Source organism: Desulfomicrobium orale DSM 12838 (assembly GCF_001553625.1).
Lineage (GTDB): Bacteria > Desulfobacterota > Desulfovibrionia > Desulfovibrionales > Desulfomicrobiaceae > Desulfomicrobium > Desulfomicrobium orale.
Map to the genome: position 1 here is coordinate 635,347 of NZ_CP014230.1, position 15,154 is coordinate 650,500.

The following is a 15,154-nucleotide window of genomic DNA, read 5'->3' on the forward strand; positions in this document are numbered from 1 at the left end:
ATGCTTGCGGGTGCGGACGCCCATTCATGGATATGTCCGCGCGTTTGAACAGCCGCTTCCGGGGCCGGGAACTTATCCCGGAAAGACCGGAAGCGGCTTCATGCTCAGAACGTGAACCCGGCCTTGATCACGGCGTGGGCTCCCGCGTCTTCGATGGAATTGGCTGCGGTGGTGTACTCCTTGTCCAGGATGTTCAGCAGGTTCAGACTGATGAAGTGCTGGCGCTCGGCCCCGAAAGTGGTGCCCAGAGCCAGATTCAAAGTCTGCCAGGACTTGCTGGTGTCCGTCGAACCGTCGCGGGCCTTCAAGTGCGCGTCCGAAGCGGCCCGGACATAGAGGTCGGCGAAGGCGCTGATGCCGCGTGCCTCAAAGTCGCGGTCGTAGCGCAGGCCGGCGCGTCCGGAGAATTCCGGATGTCCGCTTTTCCAGGTGCTGAAATCCCCGGCCTTGAAATGGCGGCGCAGCCATGTGGCGCTGGCGTACGGCGTGAGCCCCGCGTCCTCGAAGGTATAGGAAATGGAGGCTTCGGCGCCGTGCGTGTCGGCCTTGTTTATGTTGGCGAACTGGTTGCCGCCGGTAATGGCCCTGATGGTGATGTAGTCCTTGGCGTTGGACAGGAAGACGGCCATGTCCAGATTCAGATTGCCGTTGTCGAAGCGCGCGCCGAGTTCGTAGTTGTTGGAGGTTTCAGGCTTCAGATCCGGATTCGGATAGGTGGGCTGTACGCCGCCGTGCACCGTGCCGATGTAGAGCTGCTGCAGGTTGGGGAAACGGTAGCCCTGGGAGAAAAGGGCGCGCAGCGTGGTATACTCCAGGCCGCTCCAGGTCACCCCGGCGCTGAACACCGGATGAGAATCCGTGTGGCTCTTCGTTTCCAGCGTGGGGTTGTTGGTATCGCCCAGCTCCGTACGGGTCCAGGTCTGGCGCGCGCCGAGAGTCAGAGCGAAGTCCGCGGGCAGCGTCCATTCGTCCTGCAGATACAGGGCGTGGCTGACGGATTCGGCCTCGTACTCGAAATTGGACACTTTGGTGGTGGTCGCCGGAGGCCGGCGCGGTATGCGTCGGGTCGTGACGGATTCAATATCCGTGGTGGAGTCGAGCTGATCCACGTTCAAATCGTAACCGAGGATCAGATAGTGGTCCGTATGGGGCAGAATGTCCGTCTGGAGGGTGGCCCCCCAGCTTTCCTGATCGTTTTTCGTCCACTGGGTCTGCTCCATGGATATCATGGGGTTGGGCCTGACGCCGATGATGTTGATCAGCTTCTTGGTCACGTCCTGATGGAAGGCGTCCAGACGGACGCGCGGCAGAAAGGAGGTCATGTCCCGCAGTTCGGCGAAGCCGTTCAGTTTTTTGCGCTCCCACACGGGCAGATCCAGATCGAATTTGCTCAGAGGCCCGCCGACGGTGCCTTCGGGAGTTCTGGAGTTCACGTTGCTCCAGTATTCATCATAGGACAGGCCGAAAGACGCCTTGTCCAGGTCGTAGCCCAGGAACGCGCTGGTATCGCGGGACATGTAGGACGTGTCGCTCAGCGTGCCGCCGGGTACGCGGCGGTCGCCCTGGTCGTTATAGGAGCCGCTGGCGCGGTAGGAAAAACCGCCCACACCGCCGAAGACCGAAAGATATTCCGTAAAGCCGTCGGTGGAGGAATCGAACGTCAGACTGCCCTCCACACTCACGGGCTTGGGGCCGCCCTTTTTGGTGATGATGTTGACCACGCCGCCGATGGCTTCGGAGCCATACAGGATGGAGGCGGGGCCCTTGATCACTTCCAGACGTTCGATGCGGCTGGGGTCGATGAGCAGAGCCGCGCCGTCCATGGATTTCTGTTCCGAAATTTTCTGGCCGTCGATAAGGATCATGACCCGCGCGCCGCTCTCGCCGCGAATCTGGACGCGCTTGGCTCCAGGCACTGACTGGTCGAAGACCTCGACGCCTGGGATGTCCTTCAGGGCATCAGCGATGTCCACATGCGGCATCTCACGCAGCTTGTCCTTGGACAGCACATCCACGGAAGCGGGCACGTCCTGCTTGTCGTGCTCCGTACGGGTGGCCGTGATGACCATCTCTTTCACCCGGACTTCTTCCGCCCATGCCGGTCCGGCCGGGAAAAAAACGGTCAGTGCGAAGAACGCCGCGACCGCTCCCGGCAGGGAAAACGCCTTCTTCATGATACATCCCCTTTCAAAGTATGGTTGAGGTATTTGATGAGCAGGTGGGCCATGGTCACCTGCCAGAACAACCCGGCCACGGTCAGATTCAGCCACGGACCGTCGGCCTCCAGAAGCCCGGCCTGCCGCCACTGCTCCGCGACCGGGGCGGCCAGTTCGGCCAGAGGAAGGTTCAGCCGCGCGCCCATGCGGGGCAGATTGACGTTTCCCGTGTCGAACTCCTGAGCCAGCATCTTGTCCATCAGCGCGCTTTCCGGGGCGGCCATGAGTCCGGCCAGGGGTTTTTGACCCTGAAGCACGGTTTCCCGCCAGGAGGCGTAGTTCCGGTCCAGAAAGTAGGACCAGCCATGCACGGCTCCGCCTCCGCCCGGTCCGAAGGCCAGACAGTGGCCCGGTCCTTTGACCAGATTATTGTAGATATTGCGTTCGCGGGTGGTCCGCCCCCAGTGGCTGGCGGAGAGCCGCCGCCAATGGGCCGAAGCCATGATACGCACACCTTCGGCATACATGCGGGCCTGCATCGCGGTTGTGGCGGGTGCGGCGATCTTGCCCGCCTCCATGGCCCGGTGCAGAGGCGTCTCGCCGAGGATGTTCAGCTGGTAGAGATCCACGCCATCCAGATCGAGCTCCTGTAACAGCGCCAGATCCTTCCGCCACAGGTCCATGTCCTGATCGGGAAAGCCGTAGATGAGATCGATGACCACGGCGGCCTGATCATAGCCGGACAGACGGCGCAGGGCGGAGAAGACATCTTCCCGCGACGCCTTGCGGGCCATGGACCGGCGCAGAGCGGTATCGAAAGTCTGCACGCCCAGGGAAAAGCGGTTGGCTCCGGCCTCCAGGCAGGTGTCCATCTTGTCCGGCCCGAAATTGTGGATGCGGCCTTCCACGGTAATTTCGCAGTCGTTGGCCAGAGGCAGAGCCTCGCGAATGCCGCGCAACAGGCGGCGCAGATCGTCCGCCTCCAGAGATGTGGGCGTGCCCCCGCCGATGTACACGCAGTGCACGGGCCCGGACCGGACCATGGGCGTATCCCGCCACAGTGCCAGTTCCCGGAGCAGGGCGTCGGTATAGCGGGCGCTTTCCTCCGGACCGTAGGCCTTGGTGTAGAACCCGCAGTACAGGCAATGGGTTTCGCAGAAGGGCACATGAATGTAGGCGGCCGTTTTGCCGGTGCGGGGCATGGACAGCATTTCCTCAAGGCGCTCGTTCATCTCTTCCCGTTTGACGGGGACACCGCCAAAACCGGCGTGGATGGCCAGCTTGCGGGGAAATGCGTCTTCCAGAGGATTGCCGTCCGTGCGGGCGAAGCAGGCCTTGAGCGGGTCGTCGCCTCCGGCGGGGCTGTGGTGGGTCTGGCCGTGCATCATCTGGCCGATATTCTTGCTGAAAACTGGTTTGGATGCAGTGGTGTTCACGATGATTCTCCCTCAGGCCGGACAGTGATTTTATTAGCTCCGGCTGATCTAGTTTGAATGTTCAAACTCAAGATAAATTGTCAAGAGACATTTACAAAAGGGGCAGATCAATTACTTGGATTTTTTCTAAAAAATTCAATGAATCAGGCGAGATAGTATGTTCATATTTTTTTTCGAGACATGGTCGGGACATTGCTGTCCGGCTAAGCGATGCAATCTAACAGTGTGAAGTTATATGAATTATCGAATTTTCGTCGTCTGGGATTCAGGAGTTCATCCAAGGAGGCCTCGCCGAGCAGGTTGAGTTGAATGAGCTGGAAGAGTTGCTGTACGGAGAGTCCGAGACGGCTGAGGAATTTCTGGTACGCGAGGAGCAGGTAAACCGTCAGGGCCGTGTAAATCTGGATCAGAACCGCATTTTCCGAGTTGCCGACGAAGGTCTTTATGCGCAAATTTTGTTTGATTTCCTTGAAGAAGAGCTCGATTTGCCAGCGGTCTTTATAGATGTCGGCGATGGTTTTCGCCGAAAGCCGGAAATGGTTGGTCAAAAATTCGTAGTGTTTCCCGGTTTCCTGGTCACGATAGCCGATACGGCGCAAGCGTAAGGATTTTCCCCGGCTGGAGACTTCAATGATGTGATCGGAAGTAACGCCGGTCTTGCGATTCACGAGGCGGCGCTCCAGGAGTTTGAAAACGGCGTTGCGCTTGAGCCGGGTCACAAAAAAGACACCCTTTGCCCCGAGGATCCGAAACCAGGGATAGCTGATGAAGCCCTTGTCAAAGACCACGATGGAGCCCCTGGGCAACTCCATAGCCTGAGCTATGCGGCTTTCATGGGTTTTGGCGTCGGTGACGGTTGCGAAAGCCGGGATATGGCCATCGTGATCCAGCAAGGTATGTACTTTGACGCCGCCCTTGGCCTGCCGAAACGAGGCCCAGGGAAAAAGCGACAGGCAAAGCTTTATGGTGGTGGCGTCCAGACTGAACAATTTGGATTTGAAACGGAATTTGTGCTTCGGGGCTTTTGCGGCGCACAGGCCGTACATCTCGGCGAACAGATCCTTGAAAAAGCCTACGGGGCGAGAATTGTTCGCGTCAGCAAAGGTCGAGCGGGCCACGTTTTTCAGTCCCCAGTGATACAGGCGGTTTCCCGCAGCCTCAAGGCAGCGCAGGCCATCGCGCATGGAACGTCTTGCGGCAAGCTGGATGAAGGCCATGACCGTGAACTGCTCCTTGAAACCGAATTGACGCGACGAGCGCCCGGTTTTGTGCCGTCTTTCGAGTTTCTGAAAAACATGTCTGGGAATCAGAGATAGCGTCTGGGAGAATAGTGTATTATGGTGACTCAAGTCCAGAATCTCCTTGTGTGGCAAGATGTTGTGGTGATTTCTTTTACCACACATCGCTGAGATTTTGGACTCTTTTCTTATCCCTTAGCCGGACAGCAATGTGGTCGGGAGATATGGTGGAACCGCTGCATGCCCGGCAAGATACCGAGTCTTTGTCAGCAGGGGGCAAAACTTCGGGCGGTGAGCGAGACAAAAAAATGCCTGAATCTCTGGAAATACCTGCTTCGGGCGGAGAGAAAACCGTGGGACGATGTTTCCCGACTCGCTGTTCCACACCGGAAAATTTGGAGTCACCTGCGGGATGTTCACCGCGTCCGCAGAGCTTTCGCCGAGTCGGCTGGATATCCGTCAATGGAAAGCCGCGCGATGCACTTAGTGCGCGCCACGACAAGAAATGCAGAAAGTATCTGAGAGGAGGAAAAGCAGAAACACCTGAGAGGAAAGCTGCGCACACTCTTTTTTGATCATCCCTGTTCTCAGCTTTCTTTTCATCGCCAGCACGAAAATGAACAGGAGCCATTCATGGATTTGATCCAAGGCCAGAGGCGGCGGAGACATCACAAACAAGACAAGCTGATCAGGCGGGTTGAACTGCGTTTTCCATACACCTAACGCAGTCCTACACCGCCCGGTCAGCCTAGATTGCAAATACTACTGACCTAGCATGCACGTTGAAGCGACAGAGCAGATTTCCCTGTCGATCAGCCAGACATTCACACCGGATCAGAGCACAAGACTATGGATTCGCGGACAGTTATGGTTTGGCTTTCTCCTTGGCGTATCCTTCGTGGTAGCCTTCCTTCATATTTTCCGCGCCTTTTTCCACCTTTGCCTGGGCCTTTCCAGCAGTAGAGCCGACTTTAGCGCATCCAGCGGAAAACGTAAGTCCCAGAAACACAAGCAGAACTATCATTCGTACAAACATGAATACCTCCCATACTGTATAATACCGACAATTTCCCGGACACAAAACGAAACGCTGGCTATTATGCGGCCGGACCGCATTTCTTCCAGGGATTTTCCTCCCCGGCCCTGAGTCTCTGAATATTGCCCCAGTGCTTCCAGAAGACGAGAACCACCAGCGCCACGGCCACGGGGACGACGCCGAACAGGCCCTGAAACAGAAGCACCAAGGGCATGGCAGCGACCATGATCATGGACGCCAACGATACGTAATTATAGACATACAAGGCCAGCAGAAAAGCCACTCCGCACAGAACAGTTCCTGAAAAGGAAATGGCCGCAAACGCACCCACCCAAGTGGCCACTCCCTTCCCTCCTTTGCCGTTCAGAAAAACGGAAAACATATGCCCGCACACGGCCGCAAAAGCCGTTAGGCTCAAAAAAAACGCGGAATCAGAAAACATGCCCGCCAGCCACACAGGGACAAACCCCTTCAGGATGTCCAGAACCAGTGTCAGGGCTCCGTATTTGCTTCCGCACAGACGATTGACGTTGGTGGCGCCGATATTGCCGCTGCCCTGCTCTCTCGGATCGATCCCGCAACAGGTTTTGGAAATGACCAGTCCAAAAGGTATGGCCCCCAAAAAATAACTGATGACCAGCCAGAACAGAGTCACCATGCGCGTCCTCCCTGGAATGAAAGCAGTCTTGCAGCACTGCCAGGCCAGTTACGTAAAAATATCCCGGCAAACAAGTCCGAGTTTGAGAACTACCCAATTTGCTTGGATTTAAAATATATTTTAAGATTTAAAAAAAATTTGTTGACTGCGACATCCATAATTTGAATAATCCATTCAACAAAGAAGCTGATAGGAAACAGCAATGTCCACGAAGAGAAAAGAATCCATTTTCAGAGCATTGGAGCACGCTGCGGAAGGGCTTGCCGCCATGTTCCCCAAAAATCTGGAGGTAGTTCTCCACGACCTGACGGAGCCCTTGCAATCCATACGGCACATCAGTGGCAATGTCACCGGACGCAAGGTCGGCGATGCCGTGACAGATTTGGTAATCAAGGCTCTGCACCGGGAAGGAAAAGATGTCAGAGACCGGCATAACTATAAGACAACGAGCCGGGATGGCAGAACTCTGAAATCAAGCACCATCTTCATCCGGGATGATGACGACGATGTCATCGGTGCGCTATGCATAAATTTCGATACAACTGACTATAAAAATGCAGCCCACGCATTGGAAATATTTACAAACATTTCCAATGAAACTGGGATTCAGGAAAAATACGAAACATTCACTGGGCCTATAACAGAAACAATAGAAAACATATTCCATCAAGTAGAGGCAAAAATAGGAAAAGAGTCTCCGACAATGAGTAGAGATGAACGCATAAATGCAGTCAAAGAATTAGAAGAAAACGGAGTGTTCAAAATAAAAGGGAGTATTGACCATGTTGCGCTACTTATGGGTATATCAAAATACACAATATATAATTATCTTAAAATAATACAAACAGAAAAAGATATGCAACGCTTTTAATTAAATTTATTCTGAATGGGGCGCACAATGGTCCAGGCCATTTCAATCAATACATCTCCTGATACATCTCCCGTGGCTAGCATTTTATACAACCAAGCCATACATGCAATACCTCTTCATTTTATTCCCAGACAGCTTCAGTTAGAATTTCCCACAGCAAATTTTATTTCAGGAATTCTTTCCACCCAAACCCACCGCCTGAAAAATATTTCCGCCGTTATCTTCACAGAGAAAGATTCAGAATCAGGCGGCAAGTCTTCTCACAAACATAATTTTGGAAGTCGAGTCTATCTCGCAAATTGATACAACTACTGGAGGCATCCATGAATCTCGCAAAGTTTCCCCGCCGCCGCTACACCGACGGCCAGACTCCCCTGGAATTCCTGCCGCGCTTCACCCAAGCCGTGGGTGGCCCGCGAATCTACATCAAACGCGACGACCTGCTGGGGTTGACATCCGGCGGGAACAAAACCCGGAAGCTGGAATTCCTTGTGGCCGACGCGCTGGCGCAAGGTGCGGACACTCTCATCACCTGCGGTGCGGTGCAGTCCAATCATTGCCGGCTCACGTTGTCCGCCGCGGTCAAGGAAGGAATGAAATGCCGTCTGGTACTGGAAGAGCGAGTACCCGGCTCCTATAACCTCGAAGCGTCAGGAAACAATTTTCTCTTCCAGCTGCTGGGAGTCGAAAAAATCACGGTAGTCCCGGCGGGCAGCGACATGATGGCCGCCATGAACTCTGTGGCGGAAGACCTGAAGGCCGAAGGACGCAAAGGCTACGTCATCCCCGGCGGCGGCTCCAATGCTATCGGCGCCACGGGCTATGTAGCCTGCGCTCAGGAAATTCAGGACCAGCTCTTCCAGATGGGTGTGGAAATCCATCGGCTCTGCGTCGCCTCCGGCTCGGCCGGAACCCATGCCGGCCTGCTGACCGGCTTCATCGGGTGCAACATGAACATTCCCGTGGTGGGTATCGGGGTCAGCCGCGATCCTCAGGATCAGAATCCGCTGGTACACAAACTGGCGGTGGCAACAGCCAAACATCTCGGCATACATCAGGAAATAGAAAAGGAATCTGTAGTCACCTTCGGTGATTACTGGCGTCCGAAGTATTCGGTACCCAACGCTAAAATGGTGGAGGCAGTGAACCTCATGGCCAAAACCGAAGGCATTCTGCTCGACCCTGTGTACACGGGCAAGGCGGTGGCCGGACTCATTGATTTGTGCCGGAAGGGTTACTTCAGGAAGGACGAGAACCTGCTGTATGTGCATACCGGCGGTTCACCGGCGCTCTACGCATACCGGAAAGTTCTTCTGGGTCTGGAGAACGCCCCCGAATGAAAACGCAATCCCGAAATGCCGATGGTATTTCGGGATTTTTTCAAGGAGATGCCAATGAAAAGAAAAGTGGCCGGCATTCTCGGCGGCATGGGACCGGAAGCCACTATCGATCTGATGAAACGCGTCCTCCGGGCCACCCCTGCCCAGGACGACCGGGACCACGTGCATCTGCTTGTGGACAACAACCCCCAAGTCCCCTCGCGCATCCAGGCACTCCTCGAAAAAACCGGGGAAAGCCCCGGTCCATGCCTCTGCGACATGGCCCGCAAACTCGAATCCTGGGGAGCGGACTTTCTGGCCATGCCCTGCAACACGGCCCACTATTACCATAAGGAAATTCAGGAGGCCGTGTCCATTCCGGTCCTCAACATCATTTCCCTTTCAATTGAGGAATGCCTGCGCCGGAAGCCGCATTTACGACACGTGGGTCTGCTCGCCTCCACAGCGGTTTTGAATCTGAATCTTTATAACGAGGCGTTTGCCTTGCATGGAGTGGAGGTAGTCGTCCCGGCGCCGCCTATGCAGGAGCGCGTCATGGCGGCCATCCGGCAAATCAAGACCGGCCGCTATGGCGGGGAAATATTTGCGGTTCTGCGGGAGGCAACGGACAGCCTCCTCAATGCGGGCGCGGAAATCATTCTCGTGGCCTGCACAGAGCTTTCCATTGTCTCAGAACAACTGGAGGCGTCCGTACCCATTATGGACGCCGCCCAAATCCTGGCGGAACGCATTGTCCGCGAAGCGAAACCGGTCAGCTGAATATATCTGAAACCCCAAAACACAGGAGATTGTCATGGCGGCTCGTACTCTCGGACTCCCGGCAAAAATGGGGATCGGCTTCGCCTTGGGCGTGGTTCTGGGACTGATTTTTCAGTTCGGCGGCTGGGACATTTCCTGGATCAAACCGCTGGGCGATGTTTTTATCCACTTGATCCGCATGATTGTCGTACCTCTGGTCTTCTTATCGCTGGTGGCCGGAGCCGCCAGCATGGGCGATCTGAGCAGGCTGGGGCGCATTTCCATAAAGACACTGTGTTACTATCTCGGGACCACCGCCATTGCGGTAGGCATTGGGCTTGTTTTCGCCAACATCTTCCAGCCGGGGCTGGGGCTCAGCCTCAGTACCGAAGGCCTCCAGGCCAAGGAAATCAGCCCGCCCGGCATCGCCCAGACCCTTTTGAACATCATCCCGCTCAACCCCGCCCAGGCCCTGGCCGAAGGCAACCTCCTGCAAATCATCTTTTTCGCCATTTTCTTCGGCTTCGCCCTCTCCAGCATGGGAGAAGCGGGGAAACCTCTGCTCAGAATTTTTCAGGTAGGCAACGAGGTCATGATCCGCATCACCGCGGCGGTTATGCGCTTCGCTCCCTATGGCGTTTGCGCGCTCATCGCCTACACGGTGGGCAAAAGCGGCCTGCAGGTTCTCCTGCCTCTGATCAAGCTGATCGGAATCATGTACCTCGCCGCACTGACGCATGTCTGCATTGTGTACTTTCCAGCGTTGAAGTGGGTCGGCCGCATTTCCATCTTCTCCTTTCTGAAGATCATGAGCCAACCGCTCCTGATCGCCTTCTCCACCTGTTCCAGTGCCGCCGCCCTACCCGCCAACATGAACTCCACGGAAAGACTCGGTGTACCCCGGGAAATTTCAAGCTTCACCATCCCCCTCGGGACGACCATAAACATGGACGGAGCGGCTATCTATCTTGGCCTCGCGGCCGTGTTCGTCGCTCAGATTTATGGGATCGATCTCAGCCTCTCTTCGCAGTTGACCGTCTTGCTCATCGCCATGCTCGCCTCCATCGGTTCTGTGGGAGTTCCCTCGGCAGCCCTGGTTGTCATGTCCATGGTCTTTACTCAGGTGCATCTCCCCATGGAAGGAATCGCCCTGGTCGCTGGCGTGGACAGAATCCTGGACATGGCCAGAACCACTTTGAACGTCATGGGCGACTCTGTAGGTGCGGTTATCGTCGCCAGCCTGGAGAATGAACTTGCGCCAGAAGATACTCAGGAGGCAGCATAAGTTCTCAATCTTTCATTACCAGCCAACATCCTGAATCTGGAGGCGGCTATGAATACCCATCAAGACACTGACCCGAATCCGAAACTGCAGCTTTATGCAGGGACATGGGGTGGACTCATCCCGCTATGCGTCCTTGTAGCCGGACTTGTCTGGCTCTCCCTGGCCGAACGGGGAGGAACCAAACCTTTCTGGGCCTGCGCGTGGATAGCCCTTGTCATCGGCCTGTTCTGCGCAAAGGACAAAATGGAGTACTGCCACGCGGCCCTGCGCGGCCTCGGGGATAACGCCGGAGTGGTCATTGTCGCCGCATGGCTCTTTGCCGGAGTCTTCGGCAAGCTCATGGCTGCCGGAGGACTGGTGGACGGTCTGCTCTGGCTGGGCATGACCACCGGAGCCAAGGGCAGCGCTTTTACCTTGTGCGTATTCCTCGCGGCCATGACCTTCGCCCTGGGAACTGGGACCAGCACTGGCACCTGTATCGCTCTCACTCCGGTGCTTTATCCCGCAGGATACTTTCTGGGAGCCGACCAGATTTTTCTGGGACTTGCCATCTTGTCCGGCGCCGCCTTCGGGGACAATCTCGCGCCCATTTCCGACACCACCATCGTCTCCGCCTATACCCAAGAGGCATCCATGCGCGATGTGGTCCGCAGCAGATTTCCCCTGGCCATAGCTGCCGCCATCATCTCCGGATGCGTCTTTCTTATTTTCGGAGGAGGCGGCGAAACGGACAAGCTCACCGATATCGCCCGGACCCTGCGGCCCCACGGTATCTTCATGCTTCTGGCCTTGGTCGTGGTGGTCGTCTCCGCCTTGCGTGGACGGCATATCGTCGAATCCCTCATTTACGGCAACATCACTGCGGCGGCAGTAGGGCTGATCACAGGAGGCATCGACATCAATGCGATATTCTCGATTCCCGGCGAGCGCGGCATGTCCACCGGGCTTATCGAAGATGGAATCCAGAGCACCGTAGGAGCAATCATCTTCGCCCTGCTCATTTTGGCCGTGACCCGGATACTCATCGAGAGCGGTGTCATGTCGAAAATTCTTTCCAAAGCGGAGAAATTCATCGCGCAAAGTGTCAGGCAGGCAGAGTTCTTTATAGTGGGCGTGACCATTGCGGCGTCCATCCCCCTCTCAGCCAATGCCCCGGCAGAGCTTCTGGTCGGACCGAGTCTCGTCCGGCCGGTAGGCAAACGGTTTGGACTCGCCCCGGCCCGGAGCGCCAATCTGATGGATTGCGCCGTATGTACAATCTTTTTCATCTTGCCCTGGCATATTGCAGTGGCAGTATGGTATGGAGCCATATCCGCGGCTTGTGAACTTCACGGCATCCCGGTTCCACCTGTCAGTGCCGCTCTTTACAACCCCTACTCGTGGGCGTTGCTGGCAGTGCTGCTTTTTTCCATCATGACAGGCTGGAACCGCAGGTTCGCAACTGAAAAAAATCCTATCGAAGACAAGCCATTCTGATCTCCACCGGCACAATCATCTGCGCCGCAAAAAAAACGGGCGCTGTGGCAGCCCCACAACGCCCGTTCTCCTGTCCGGCCATCCCGGATCATTTTCCATGCGTTTCCACATAGTGCGCGGCAGCCAGCGCGGCCGTGCAGCCGTCGGCGGCAGCCAGGACGATCTGATTGGCGAACTTCTGACGCAGGTCTCCGGCCACGAAAATACCGGGAACATCTGTACTACATTTTTCATCCGTGACCACATACCCGGAGGCATTCATCTTCACTCCGGCCGGTACCAGGCTGTTGTTCGGTGAAAAGCCCACGAAAATAAAAACTCCATCGGCTTCGATGGCGCGCACGGCTTCAGTCTTCACATTCCTGACCGTCACGCCCGTCACGCCCTGATCATTCCCGGCGATATCCGTGACCACGGAGTCCAGCACCAAGGTTATGCGCTCCTCGGCGAACACGCGCTGCTGCAGGATGCGGCTGCCCCTGAATTCATCCCGGCGATGCACAAGATACACCCGCGAACAAATCTTGGCCAGGTAAAGGGCGTCTTCCAGGGCCGTGTCGCCGCCGCCCACCACGACAACGATCTTGTTCCGAAAGAAAAAACCGTCGCATGTGGCACAATAGGATACGCCCTTACCGTACTGCTCAGCTTCGCCCGGGACATTCAGCTTCCGGGCCTCGCCGCCCATGGCCAGGATCACGGTACGGGTATGCAGACGGGAGCCGTCGGCCAGCACCACATCGTGGAAATCCGAACCCGGTTCCACGCCACTTACTTCGCGTTCCCTGATATCCAGGTCATAGCGTTTGGCATGATTCAGAAACTTCTCGCACAGCTCAAAGCCGCCGATTTCCTCGATGCCAGGATAGTTTTCCACATCCTGGGTCAGGGCTATCTGGCCGCCGGGCATGCCCTTTTCCACCAAAACGACGTCCAGAGCAGCCCGCTTGGCGTAAATTCCGGCGGAAAGGCCTGCCGGGCCGCCGCCCACAATAACCAGGTCATGGATATGTTCGTCCATGTTCATCCTCCTTGATACTCCTGTCCGGAGTTCTCCACGGGGTCTGCCTCCAACCCCGAAAAAAGCGTTTTTATGGATATGTTGCCGGGATCGCCGCTAGCGAGAATATCATTTCTCTCCAGCTCCGGGTCAAGTCTCATAAGCGTGCCGCACAATGTGTCAAGGCTGCCGAGACGCTGGGCGTGGTCAAAATCCACCAGCAGCAGCCGCGGACGCGGAAACATTCGCCCTACTTCCGGAAAATGTTCGAAACGCCGCCGAAGCGGCCCGTGCAAAGAACGCAAGCGATCCGCCAACTCCGTCACATGAGTCTTCGCCGTATCGCCTCGCAACCACGCACGCCACCGTGCAAGACAATGCGCCACTCCGCCCGGTCCGGCCAGACGCAGATCGGCATCCGCATACCGCTGCAAAAGAAACACCACGCCATATCCTCCGGGATGCACCGCCAGCAGATCGGCATTTCCCGGCGGCAGCGGCGCATCCACGGTTAGGAACACCCCATGGCGCAGAAAAAGCCTGTCCTGTACGGCCCGGCGGCGATCCGTGACCCCGCAGGCCCGCCGCCTGACCAGGGCATAGTCCGCGCCCAGTCCGTTCAGGGAAGAGACGCACGGCGGCGCCGGTGAAGTTTCTTCGCACAGCACGCTCAGACTCCCCGGATGGCGGCGCAGCAGGTATTCCGAAGGCACACGGCAGTGCAGCCCCCGGCCGCGCAGCTCCACACGCAGCAGAAGGTTGCCACGCAGCCGCAAAGAAACGGCCTCCCGGTCCACCCGCACGATGACCTCGGGATCCGAAAGAACCGTACGCCACCAGGAATCCGGCGCGGCATACAATTCATTGCAGCGGCGGCACAGCTCCTTCCAGGCCGGAACAGTCACACGCACGCCCGGATTGATCGAGGAGGCATCAGGCACGGCACAGAGCGCAACACCTCCATGTCATTGCCCGGAAGCGGGAACTGCGCGGCTTTGCGCCATCTTCGAATCAGGAAGGAACAACCGCCGCCCGAACAGGCGGTAGTCGGCGATGATCCGCTGGCCGCGCCCGGAGACCAGCCATCGGGCAAAAATTTCCGCCAGATCCAGACGCACATGGGGCTGTTTTTCCGGGTTGACCAGCACAATCCCGTAAGATTCGATCAGCCTGCCGTCACCCTCGCAGACGGCTTCCAGCCGCAGGCCCTGTGGCCGCCCGTATTTGTAGCGCACATACGTGACCCGGTCGGTCAGAACGTAAGCCCTTTTCTCCTCGGCCGCGTCCAGGGCCCTGCCCATCCCGTCGCCAATGGACAGAAAGCCAGCCATGCCTTCGGGGCGCACGGACTCAAATGTCATCCGCTCCCCCCGCTCCGTAAGAGTGGTCTTCCCGACTTGCAGGGGAAGGCCCGTCGCCTTCCACAATTCCTTCTCCCGCTCATGAGTGGCGCTGCCATCTCCGCGGGAAACAAACATATTCTCCGAAGCCGCGACGGCCCGCAGGCAGGCCGCGGCGTCCGCGCCGCCGGCTCCGGCCGGATCGTCATCCGGGCCGACAATCAGAAAGTCTCCGGACATGACCTCGTGCCGCTGCAGGCCGAAGCCTCTGGCCACAAGCCGCTCCTGCCGGGCCGGGTCGGACATGAAGACGACATCGGACCCGCCGCTCATGGCCTCCTGAATGACTGTGCCCAGATTTCCGGGATTGACCTGAACATCCACACCCATATCTTTTTTGAACTCGGGTGCGAGCACATCCAGAAGCCCCGACGCTTCCAGATCAGTGGTGACGGACAGCCGCAGCGCGTCCCCCCAAGCGGGAGCCGCCGCGAAAACCGCCAGCATCAACAAGCATGTCAGCATCGCCTTCCGCATACATCCTCCGGGAGTTTCGCGGCGCAAAAACGCAGACCGCATG

The 15,154-nt window shown here is 57.0% G+C and carries 14 protein-coding genes; 6 read left to right on the plus strand and 8 right to left on the minus strand.

All coding sequences use genetic code 11. The features are described from left to right. Positions 1–104: 104 nt before the first annotated feature. The 5 genes from AXF15_RS02790 to plsY form a co-directional block, all read right to left on the minus strand. Positions 105–2,174, minus strand: a complete 2,070-nt coding sequence (locus tag AXF15_RS02790) for a TonB-dependent receptor plug domain-containing protein (RefSeq protein ID WP_066603026.1) — start codon at positions 2,172–2,174, stop codon at positions 105–107. Continuing rightward, positions 2,171–3,592: a heme anaerobic degradation radical SAM methyltransferase ChuW/HutW gene (gene hutW / locus AXF15_RS02795; RefSeq protein WP_211259001.1), complete on the minus strand. Its 1,422-nt coding sequence runs from the start codon at positions 3,590–3,592 to the stop codon at positions 2,171–2,173. The genes AXF15_RS02790 and hutW overlap by 4 nt, the downstream gene beginning before the upstream one ends. A 203-nt stretch (positions 3,593–3,795) precedes the next feature. Beyond that, entirely contained in the window at positions 3,796–4,995 is a 1,200-nt protein-coding gene (locus AXF15_RS02800; protein WP_236884758.1) for an IS4 family transposase, read from the minus strand. A gap of 700 nt (positions 4,996–5,695) precedes the next feature. Next, positions 5,696–5,866 carry a hypothetical protein gene (locus tag AXF15_RS14165; protein WP_154666842.1) on the minus strand — a complete coding sequence of 57 codons (171 nt, stop codon included), beginning with the start codon at positions 5,864–5,866 and terminating at the stop codon, positions 5,696–5,698. A 61-nt stretch (positions 5,867–5,927) separates the two neighbouring features. Next, a complete protein-coding gene (plsY, locus tag AXF15_RS02810; RefSeq protein ID WP_066603032.1) occupies positions 5,928–6,524 on the minus strand; it encodes a glycerol-3-phosphate 1-O-acyltransferase PlsY in 597 nt (198 codons plus the stop codon). Between the two features lie 202 nt (positions 6,525–6,726). Here plsY and AXF15_RS02815 point away from each other — a divergent pair, with 202 nt between their 5' ends. Genes AXF15_RS02815 through AXF15_RS02835 form a run of 6 tightly spaced genes read left to right on the plus strand, consistent with a single transcriptional unit; the run spans position 6,727 to position 12,234 of the window. Continuing rightward, positions 6,727–7,395: a helix-turn-helix transcriptional regulator gene (locus tag AXF15_RS02815; protein ID WP_066603043.1), complete on the plus strand. Its 669-nt coding sequence runs from the start codon at positions 6,727–6,729 to the stop codon at positions 7,393–7,395. A gap of 27 nt (positions 7,396–7,422) precedes the next feature. After that, entirely contained in the window at positions 7,423–7,698 is a 276-nt protein-coding gene (locus AXF15_RS13945; protein WP_151192262.1) for a hypothetical protein, read from the plus strand. A 20-nt stretch (positions 7,699–7,718) separates the two neighbouring features. After that, positions 7,719–8,735 (plus strand): D-cysteate sulfo-lyase, encoded by a 1,017-nt coding sequence (cuyA, locus tag AXF15_RS02820; RefSeq protein WP_066603046.1) that lies wholly within the window; start codon positions 7,719–7,721, stop codon positions 8,733–8,735. 54 nt (positions 8,736–8,789) lie between these two features. After that, positions 8,790–9,494 (plus strand): cysteate racemase, encoded by a 705-nt coding sequence (gene cuyB, locus AXF15_RS02825; protein WP_236884810.1) that lies wholly within the window; start codon positions 8,790–8,792, stop codon positions 9,492–9,494. Between the two features lie 34 nt (positions 9,495–9,528). Then, positions 9,529–10,758, plus strand: coding sequence for a dicarboxylate/amino acid:cation symporter (locus AXF15_RS02830; protein ID WP_066603048.1), 1,230 nt, complete (start codon positions 9,529–9,531; stop codon positions 10,756–10,758). A 48-nt stretch (positions 10,759–10,806) separates the two neighbouring features. Then, complete coding sequence (locus AXF15_RS02835; protein WP_066603051.1) at positions 10,807–12,234, plus strand: Na+/H+ antiporter NhaC family protein; 1,428 nt, start codon at positions 10,807–10,809, stop codon at positions 12,232–12,234. 88 nt (positions 12,235–12,322) lie between these two features. Here AXF15_RS02835 and trxB read toward each other — a convergent pair whose 3' ends face one another. The 3 genes from trxB to AXF15_RS02850 are packed head-to-tail and all read right to left on the minus strand — an operon-like array spanning position 12,323 to position 15,099. Then, the gene (gene trxB, locus AXF15_RS02840; RefSeq protein ID WP_083517825.1) at positions 12,323–13,255 is read right to left on the minus strand and encodes a thioredoxin-disulfide reductase; all 933 of its coding nucleotides are present in this window, start codon (positions 13,253–13,255) and stop codon (positions 12,323–12,325) included. Between the two features lie 2 nt (positions 13,256–13,257). After that, positions 13,258–14,175, minus strand: a complete 918-nt coding sequence (locus AXF15_RS02845; protein WP_066603057.1) for a hypothetical protein — start codon at positions 14,173–14,175, stop codon at positions 13,258–13,260. 24 nt (positions 14,176–14,199) lie between these two features. Continuing rightward, positions 14,200–15,099: an ABC transporter substrate-binding protein gene (locus AXF15_RS02850; RefSeq protein WP_169793581.1), complete on the minus strand. Its 900-nt coding sequence runs from the start codon at positions 15,097–15,099 to the stop codon at positions 14,200–14,202. Positions 15,100–15,154: the final 55 nt, after the last annotated feature.

Bases quoted from the DNA above. Each gene is read 5' to 3' on its own strand.
- AXF15_RS02790 (WP_066603026.1), bottom strand. From the start codon at position 2,174: ATGAAGAAGGCGTTTTCCCTGCCGGGAGCGGTCGCGGCGTTCTTCGCA.
- AXF15_RS02800 (WP_236884758.1), bottom strand. From the start codon at position 4,995: ATGTGTGGTAAAAGAAATCACCACAACATCTTGCCACACAAGGAGATT.
- AXF15_RS14165 (WP_154666842.1), bottom strand. From the start codon at position 5,866: ATGTTTGTACGAATGATAGTTCTGCTTGTGTTTCTGGGACTTACGTTT.
- plsY (WP_066603032.1), bottom strand. From the start codon at position 6,524: ATGGTGACTCTGTTCTGGCTGGTCATCAGTTATTTTTTGGGGGCCATA.
- AXF15_RS02815 (WP_066603043.1), top strand. From the start codon at position 6,727: ATGTCCACGAAGAGAAAAGAATCCATTTTCAGAGCATTGGAGCACGCT.
- AXF15_RS13945 (WP_151192262.1), top strand. From the start codon at position 7,423: ATGGTCCAGGCCATTTCAATCAATACATCTCCTGATACATCTCCCGTG.
- cuyA (WP_066603046.1), top strand. From the start codon at position 7,719: ATGAATCTCGCAAAGTTTCCCCGCCGCCGCTACACCGACGGCCAGACT.
- cuyB (WP_236884810.1), top strand. From the start codon at position 8,790: ATGAAAAGAAAAGTGGCCGGCATTCTCGGCGGCATGGGACCGGAAGCC.
- AXF15_RS02830 (WP_066603048.1), top strand. From the start codon at position 9,529: ATGGCGGCTCGTACTCTCGGACTCCCGGCAAAAATGGGGATCGGCTTC.
- AXF15_RS02835 (WP_066603051.1), top strand. From the start codon at position 10,807: ATGAATACCCATCAAGACACTGACCCGAATCCGAAACTGCAGCTTTAT.
- trxB (WP_083517825.1), bottom strand. From the start codon at position 13,255: ATGGACGAACATATCCATGACCTGGTTATTGTGGGCGGCGGCCCGGCA.
- AXF15_RS02850 (WP_169793581.1), bottom strand. From the start codon at position 15,099: ATGCTGACATGCTTGTTGATGCTGGCGGTTTTCGCGGCGGCTCCCGCT.